Annotated in this window: 5 protein-coding genes; 2 read left to right on the top strand and 3 right to left on the bottom strand. The window is 37.9% G+C overall.

Annotated elements, in window-relative coordinates; translation table 11 throughout:
* Nucleotides 1-192: 192 nt before the first annotated feature.
* Together ACOVQ4_RS11455 and ACOVQ4_RS11450 are read left to right on the top strand one after the other, a co-directional pair.
* Nucleotides 193-945 (top strand): FKBP-type peptidyl-prolyl cis-trans isomerase, encoded by a 753-nt coding sequence (locus tag ACOVQ4_RS11455; RefSeq protein ID WP_421820775.1) that lies wholly within the window; start codon nucleotides 193-195, stop codon nucleotides 943-945.
* A gap of 69 nt (nucleotides 946-1,014) precedes the next feature.
* Nucleotides 1,015-3,165: a carboxy terminal-processing peptidase gene (locus tag ACOVQ4_RS11450; protein WP_421820774.1), complete on the top strand. Its 2,151-nt coding sequence runs from the start codon at nucleotides 1,015-1,017 to the stop codon at nucleotides 3,163-3,165.
* Between the two features lie 260 nt (nucleotides 3,166-3,425).
* Here ACOVQ4_RS11450 and ACOVQ4_RS11445 read toward each other — a convergent pair whose 3' ends face one another.
* The 3 genes from ACOVQ4_RS11445 to ACOVQ4_RS11435 all read right to left on the bottom strand — a co-directional run bounded on the left by ACOVQ4_RS11445 (nucleotide 3,426) and on the right by ACOVQ4_RS11435 (nucleotide 7,911).
* A complete protein-coding gene (locus ACOVQ4_RS11445) occupies nucleotides 3,426-5,909 on the bottom strand; it encodes an endonuclease MutS2 (protein ID WP_421820780.1) in 2,484 nt (827 codons plus the stop codon).
* 285 nt (nucleotides 5,910-6,194) lie between these two features.
* Nucleotides 6,195-7,073 carry an XAC2610-related protein gene (locus ACOVQ4_RS11440; protein WP_421820773.1) on the bottom strand — a complete coding sequence of 293 codons (879 nt, stop codon included), beginning with the start codon at nucleotides 7,071-7,073 and terminating at the stop codon, nucleotides 6,195-6,197.
* Nucleotides 7,074-7,107: 34 nt separating this feature from the next.
* On the bottom strand, nucleotides 7,108-7,911 hold the full coding sequence (locus ACOVQ4_RS11435) for a hypothetical protein (RefSeq protein ID WP_421820772.1): 804 nt from the start codon (nucleotides 7,909-7,911) through the stop codon (nucleotides 7,108-7,110).
* Nucleotides 7,912-7,991 lie beyond the last annotated feature (80 nt).

The following is a 7,991-nucleotide window of genomic DNA, read 5'->3' as shown; positions in this document are numbered from 1 at the left end:
ATCAACAATAATTTATCAATCGCAAATACTACAATAAGTCCGTCAAATGCTTATTTTTGTAGTTCTTATCAAGTCTTTTTATCCCAAAATTAGAACCCGAGGCTTGATTCTACTCTCAAATCTTTACCTGCAAGAGCAGTATAGCATTTGGAATAATCTTTTGCAAAATTGTAGTAAACATTTAATAAACTCATGAATCTAAAACACATAGTACTCTGCTCGGGCGTAGCGCTCACCACATTTGCCACACATGCACAAGTGAAAAAGCCAGCTACACCAGCATCCAAAGCTTCTACAGCTGCCAAACCAGCCGTTGCGAAAGTAACCACAGATACTAAAGAATTGAAATTAACCAACTTGTCGGACTCTGCAAGCTACAGTTTGGGGGTTTTGGTAGCACAAAACTTTAAAATGCAGAATATACCAATCAATTCTGAATTGATGGCAAAAGCGTTTGGAGAGGTAATGAAAGGCGCTAGCACACAAATTTCTGATATGCAAGCTAATCAAATCCTTCAAAAATTTATGATGGAGGCGCAAGCAGCTCAGTACAAGCCAATCAAAGAAGCTGGTGAAAAGTTTTTGGCTGAGAACAAAAAGAAGGAAGGCGTTGTTACTTTACCAAGCGGATTACAATATCAAATCTTGAAAGCAGGCGACGGTCCAAAACCAACTGCCAACGATAAAGTAAAAACTCATTACCACGGTACTTTATTGGATGGAACTGTATTCGATAGCTCTGTTCAGCGTAACGAACCTATCACTTTTCCAGTAACTGGTGTAATCCAAGGATGGATTGAAGCGTTACAATTAATGCCAGTAGGTTCTAAATGGAAATTGTTCATCCCTCAAGAATTGGCGTATGGCTCTCGCGGAAGCGGTCCTGTAATCAAACCTTATTCAGCTTTAATCTTTGAAGTTGAATTACTAAGTATCGAAAAATAATAAAGCGAATCTAGGGTTGAGTGATTGGTTTTATAGTCAGTCACTCAATTACCTTCGCATCGAATCTCTATGAAGAAATACCTCATTGCACTTGTTCCTGTTACGCTATTGGCAGTTATGGGACTTCGCTCGACCTCACATAGTGCCGAGAAAAACCTTACTGTGGCTTATAAATTTAGTGAAGACGACCTCAAGCCCACCGAAACACAGAAAAAAGTAGAAGAATTAGTGACACAAATCCTGACGAATTACCATTACAGAAGGGTTCCTCTCAATGATTCTTTATCTTCTAAAATCCTTGACAACTATATCAAGGAGCTTGACGGTAATAAAATGAACTTCACAAAACAGGACATTCAGGATTTCGAACAATTTCGCTATTCCTTGGATGACCAGTTGCAAAAAGGAGACTTAACTGCTGCTTATCAAATCTATAATGTTTATCGAAAAAGAGCCAAAGAGCGTTTTACCTTTGTAAATCAGCTTTTGACTAAACCGATGAATTTCAATGTAGATGAAATTTATACGCCCGACAGAGAAAAAGCTGAATGGGCTTCAAACAAACAAGAGCTCGATGAGATTTGGAGAAAAGCCATCAAAAGTACTTTGTTAGACTGGAAAATCAGTGGAAAAGCTGATACTTCGGCTATCAAAGATTTGAAAGAACGTTATTCTCGTAGCGAAAAGTATTTCGACAAAACGAAGAGTGAAGATGTATTCCAACAATACATGAACTCATTCACCGAAAGTATTGACCCGCATACCAATTACATGATTCCAAAGGCTGCCGCACAATTCAACCAAGAAATGGCTCAGTCTTTTGAAGGAATCGGAGCAACGCTTCGTTTGGATGGCGATTATGTAACTATTATCGAGCTTATCACGGGTGGCCCTGCGTACAGAAGCAAAGCCTTAAAACCAAAAGATAGAATTGTAGCGGTAGCACAAGGCGAAAATGGAGCCTTTACTGATATTGTTGGTTGGATGACCGACGATGCCGTAAAATTGATTAAAGGCCCTAAAAATACCATCGTGCGTCTTAAGATTTTATCAGGTGATGCGGCAGTAGGCTCTATGCCAAAAGAAGTACGCTTGGTACGTGAAAAAATCAAATTAGAAGACGGAAGTGCCAAAAAAGATATCCTTGAATTTACTAATAATGGCCGTCCTTATAAACTAGGCTTGATTACGTTACCTGTTTTCTATCGTGATTTTGAAGGTGTAAGAAAAGGAGAGGGCGATTTTAAGAGCACTAGCGCCGATGTAAAGAAATTCTTAACTGAATTAAAAGCAGAAAAAGTAGACGGAGTAATTCTTGATCTTCGTAACAACGGTGGTGGTTCATTGGTAGAAGCAGTGAGTTTGACAGGTTTATTTATCCCGCAAGGGCCTGTGGTTCAACGTAAACATGCCGATGGTGAAATTTCAGCCGAGTTTGACCGTGACCCTTCTGTAACGTATGATGGACCATTGGCGGTATTAGTCAACAGATTCAGTGCTTCGGCTTCCGAAATTTTTGCGGGTGCTATTCAAGATTACAAACGTGGTATCGTTGTAGGCGAGCAAACTTACGGAAAAGGAACTGTTCAAACCTTGGTTGATTTGGGTCGTTTCTTGAAAGGCGAGCCAGACAACGTAGGTCAGTTGAAAATCACGATGGAGAAATTCTACCGTATTACGGGTAGTAGTACTCAACACAAAGGTGTAACACCAGATATTCAGTTGCCTTCAGGCTTCTCGGCAGAAGAATACGGCGAAAGTTCACAACCAAGTGCTTTGCCTTGGGATATGATTGCAACAAGTAAATACACGCCATCGGCTGATGTAAATGAGCAAATTGTTTCTTCTTTGAATAAAAAATACCAAGAGCACTTGAAATCAGAAGCAGATTTGAAAAAATTAGTCGCTGATTTTGATTATTGGAAAAAAGCCAAAGAACGCAAAACCATTTCTTTGAAAGAAGACAAACGTCGTAAAGAAATTGAAGAGCAGAAAAAACGCAATAGCCAAGACCTTGCCGAAGAATTAGCAGATGTTGAAAAACCAGAAACTAAAACTGAAGTAAAAACCGACTCAGTAAGTATTGCTCAAGCAAAACAAAAAGCTGCGAAAGAAAGACGTGAAAAAGACGCTTATTTGAAAGAAACAGAAAGATTATTAACAGATTATATCTTCCTTGCCCCTTCAAATGGCATCAAAATCACGCAGAATAAGAAATAATTAGTGAATTTTGATTGAGTGAATGAGTGATTATTTTAAAGTTTGATGGCAGTTTATAAATAATGTCTTGCATCTTACTCTGAGGAATATCTCTCATTCAATGTCAAAAAAAATCGGTCGGAAAATATTTTCCGACCGATTTTTTTTTGATACTAGGTTAGACTTTGCTCAGCTTAGGACGCAATCATTGCGTCTCTACTAGTAAAATATCATTTTTAGAAAAAATGACGAATTTCTCAGTTAGTAATAATTCGAGAATCCTATTTCATTTTCACAATCGTTACACCAGCACCACCACGGTCGGCGTGCTCATCTACCATTTTATCGACTTGCTTGTATCCTCTTAAATGTTGGCGAATGAGTGTTCTTAATATACCGTCACCTTTTCCGTGTACAATTCTAATCTCATCGTAGCCCACCATAATGGCATCGTTCATGAAGCGATCTACATCAACCAAAGCCTCCTCTCCTCTCTTACCACGCAAATCAAGATTGAATGAGAAATTTTGCATTTTTTCATTCATATCAATTCCTGTAAGCTTGGCTTTAGGAGAGACTTTCTGACGAAATTCTTTTCTTGAAATTTTCTCCAAACGATTGAGCTTAACAGTAGTTTTCAAATCACCAATAGCAACTTCAATATCTTTACCACGAACGCCCAATACCTCCCCAATCGCTTCCTGTCCTTTGATACGAACCAACGAACCTATCACAATATCACCTCCAATTACTTCAATCACATCTTTTTCCTCTTCTTCTTTCTTTGGAGTTGGCTTGTTTTTGTTCTCAGGTACTTTTTCAATTACTAAAGATTCTTGAAAATCTTGTAAATCTTGGCGAAGCTCTTTGGTTGCAGATTTATCGGCTTCCTGCTCACGTATCTCTCTGATGGTCGCTTCTATTTTCTGATTAGCTGTTTTTACTAACTCTTTTGCTTGCAGTTTAGCGCTATTCAGAATGGTCTTTTTCTCAGTATCTAATAAGTTTTTCAGTGAGTTATATTGCTCTAAAAGTTGGTCGAGATGACGTTGTTTTTGGGCATTCTCAACATTTTTATCTGCAAATACTTTTTTCTCAATTTCTAATTCTTTGACCAATTTTTCAAAGCTTACCTGTTGCTTACCCATCTTGTTTTTCGCACGATCGATTACATTTTTAGGTAAACCGATTTTGTAGGCAATCTCAACGGCAAAAGAACTCCCTGGTTTTCCAATTTCAAGCTCATACAATGGCTCTAAGTGTTCAGCATCGTAACGCATCGCACCGTTGACAAGTCCTTTGGTTCGGTCAGCAAAAGTTTTCAGGTTGGTATAGTGCGTATTTATCACGCCATACGCTCCCGAACGATTCAAATCTTCAAGAATACTCTCAGCAATGGCTCCACCCAAAGCTGGTTCGGTACCAGTACCAAATTCGTCAATCAAAAACAAGGTCTTTCTGTCGGATTGAACCAAGAAATGTTTCATGTTTGTCAAGTGCGAACTATAGGTACTTAGGTCATTCTCTAAGCTTTGTTCATCACCGATATCAATGAAAATATTTCTAAACAAACCAATCGTAGAATACTCAGCCATAGGCACCAACAAACCACACTGATACATATATTGAATCAATCCAACGGTTTTGAGCGTAACCGACTTACCACCAGCGTTGGGTCCTGAAATCAACAAAATACGATTGTCTAGCTCCAAGGTAATTGACAATGGAACAACGCTTTTACCCATTTTCTTGAAAGAAGCATAAAGCAATGGGTGACGTGCGTTTTTCCAGTCTACTAGCTGTGTATTGACACTTAAAGGCGCAATAGCACCCAGCTCGATAGCATAACAAGCTTTGGCACGAACAAAATCGATGATTCCTAGGAAAGTATACGCACGCTTCAAGACAGGTACGTGAGGGCGCAAACGTGTGGTCAAATCCATGAGAATACGGATAATCTCACGGCGTTCGGCCGATTCTAACTCACGAATTTCGTTATTGGCTTCAAGGACTTCGGTTGGCTCAAGGAATACCGTTTTCCCAGTATCTGATTCATCATGGATAAAACCTTTGATTTTGCGTTTATGCTCAGCCGCCAAAGGAATTACCATACGACCATTACGTAAGGTCAAAGAAAAATCATCGGATACCCAACCATTGCTTCTGGCATTGCGAAGAATACTATCTAGTTTTTTACGTAAATCGTTCTCCTGTGAAACTAACTGACGACGAATAGACTGTAATTCTGGGCTGGCATTATCTTTCAAACGCCCACGGTCATCAATTACTTTATCCAAAGCATCCAAAATGCCTCTTATTTCTAATTTAGCATCTTTGTTGGGCTTTACTTCTTCTTGATTTTTATCGGTACGAGGCTGGAATGCCATACCCAACAATTCACGTAATTGAGGGTATTGTTCGGGTTCTTTATTATCAAAAAAACGAAGACATTCTTGAATGGTACGAAGGGAAAGTTTTACATCAAAAAACTCCGCTTCAGAAAGGAACGCACCTTCAATAGCTGCTTTCGACAGTTGTTGATTAACATCTAGGTAGTTTTGAGAAGGAAATGCCTGTGGTTCATATTGCATAATCTCACGCATTTCATCTACCTGACGAATCATTTTTTGGACTAAATCATAGTTATCCGAAAAGCGAACTTTCTCTACAAATGCTTTGCCGAGTGGACTAATACACAATTCACTAAGTCGTTCTCTAATTCGGTCAAATCCTAATTTTTGTTCTATATTTTGAGGGTATAACATCATAAAAAAATAACAAATTACGTAAGACATTTGTTCGATGTCTTACCATAGATCATCAAAAAGGTATCACTGAGTATCTATTTTAACAAAATGCTATCTCCAAATCGATTTATTAGAAACTCAAAGCCCTTATTTTTACAAATTTCAACTCTTTTTTATCGAAATCAAAACCTTCGTCCGTAATGAGATAAAGGGTTATTGGATAGTGTCGGAAAAATAGGTTCTTCATTCATAAAAATAGCCCTCAGACAACGCTGAGGGCTATGTACTATAAAACCTTAAATTTCATTGGCAATCTTTCCATTTACGTTCTATAAAGTCTTGCTTTTTTTCATCATAAATAAAACAATGTTGCTCTAGTTTTACCATTTTGTTATTTGCAACCTTGTACAAAGTCGAGGTATATTGTGACCCTGCGCAACATTGGTTTACTTCGGTAATTCTTTTGGTTTTCTCATCAAATGTAAGCGAAACACCTTCAAAACCACTGTCTTTGTATTGTCCGTTTGAGTCAACCAAAAAGTATTTTGAAGAGGTATTTGCTCCAGCATAAGATGATTCAAATAAAGAAATATCAGCTTGACCATCAAAATTAAAATCGCCCGTTTCTACGCTGTTAAAGCCCATCGATTGGCAATCAACCGCAATGGTTTGAAGCAATTTGTCCGTCTTTTTTTCGAAGACCTTTAAAGCTTTTACCCGAGCTTGATAATCATCTTTGGCTTTGGAAAGCACAATTTTAAAATATTGATTACCAGAAGTTACTTTTTGCAATAATTCACGATTACTCCAAGCTATACCTTCTCCATCATCAAGGTCATATTTTTTTGTGAGTGCTATTTTAAAACTTTTTGTACCAGTAGGGTTCGTCCAAGTTCCTGATAATTGTGTAGCCTGAGCCGAAAACTTATCAATTACCATTTTTCCAGTTACTTTCTCTTTGGCATCTTTTTCGAGAATAGAAAGCACTTTATTTTTGATACTACCAGAAATATTTATCGGCTCATCATTGCTGGAATAAACATAAATACCTTGGATTTCGTCATCGGAATAGACATTCAGAATGACCTCAATGGGATATTTGTCAATTGTACCTGTATAGACAGACTGAGCAAAAGTGGAGCTACACCAGAGTGTACACAATAGAAAAAATAGTTTTTTCATAGTCAATGAATATGCATAAGGTTTATTCTAAAATTTAGTCTACTCCCGCTGTAAATCCACCTGCAATAGTCAAACCTTGCGTTCCTTTGGCAATTTTTGACAGATATAAGGTACTGTTGATATCGTTGTAATAAGTGGCTGCATCTAACACTAAATCCACAATTCCATCGCCATCAATATCTCCCGCAAACTGAACTGTAGGAATTTTTGTATCAAAACGTGGTTGACGAAGCAAAACATTGGTGTAGTTTTTACCCTCCTTCGTAAACGAAATAGAGAGCGTATAATCTGTCACTAAAATCTGGTTAGGATCTTCTTTGGCAATTTCCTTTTTACCTACCGCAAAAAGTTTATACTTCAGGCCCAAATACTCAAATTCGACAGCATCATTGGGATAAAACTCTGTTTTGGACAAAGTCAACGGAGCTATCACATGATCTTTCAGATAAGACTGCGATTCAATCAAAAGCAAACAGGTATCTTTCTGTGCAATGTTAATTTGAATACCCGTTTTCGCTTCAGGAGTTTCATCGATCATTTCATCATGAACCATTTCCAAAGCAATCTTTGTTGCTCTGAGTTCAAAGCCTTTACTTGTTTGGAAAATACCAACCCATGATTTTTTATCTGAGTTTAAAGGTACTTGTCCTTCATGAAAGGTTCCTGGCATCTGAACAGTGATTTGATAATCAGTTTCTTTGGGAAACATGTTTGTAGAGTCAACCTTTACTTGAGCAATTGTGGAATCTGTTGTGGTTTGTTGTTCTTGTGATTTTTGCTTGCAAGAGGCCATAGCAAGCAGACCCAGCAAGGCGCTAGTTTTCAAAAGTGAGTGCATTTTGGTTCGGGTTTAAATGAGGTATCTAATATAACAAAAACAATAGACACTTTCGATTGTGGATTTCAGATTTTTGATTG

The sequence above is a fragment of the Flectobacillus sp. genome, assembly GCF_049240685.1.
GTDB lineage: Bacteria > Bacteroidota > Bacteroidia > Cytophagales > Spirosomataceae > Flectobacillus.
This window is presented reverse-complemented; position numbering and strand designations above follow the sequence as displayed.

Excerpts from the sequence above, each read along its gene's own strand:
- ACOVQ4_RS11455 (WP_421820775.1), top strand. The coding sequence starts at position 193 with ATGAATCTAAAACACATAGTACTCTGCTCGGGCGTAGCGCTCACCACA.
- ACOVQ4_RS11450 (WP_421820774.1), top strand. The coding sequence starts at position 1,015 with ATGAAGAAATACCTCATTGCACTTGTTCCTGTTACGCTATTGGCAGTT.
- ACOVQ4_RS11445 (WP_421820780.1), bottom strand. The coding sequence starts at position 5,909 with ATGTTATACCCTCAAAATATAGAACAAAAATTAGGATTTGACCGAATT.
- ACOVQ4_RS11440 (WP_421820773.1), bottom strand. The coding sequence starts at position 7,073 with ATGAAAAAACTATTTTTTCTATTGTGTACACTCTGGTGTAGCTCCACT.
- ACOVQ4_RS11435 (WP_421820772.1), bottom strand. The coding sequence starts at position 7,911 with ATGCACTCACTTTTGAAAACTAGCGCCTTGCTGGGTCTGCTTGCTATG.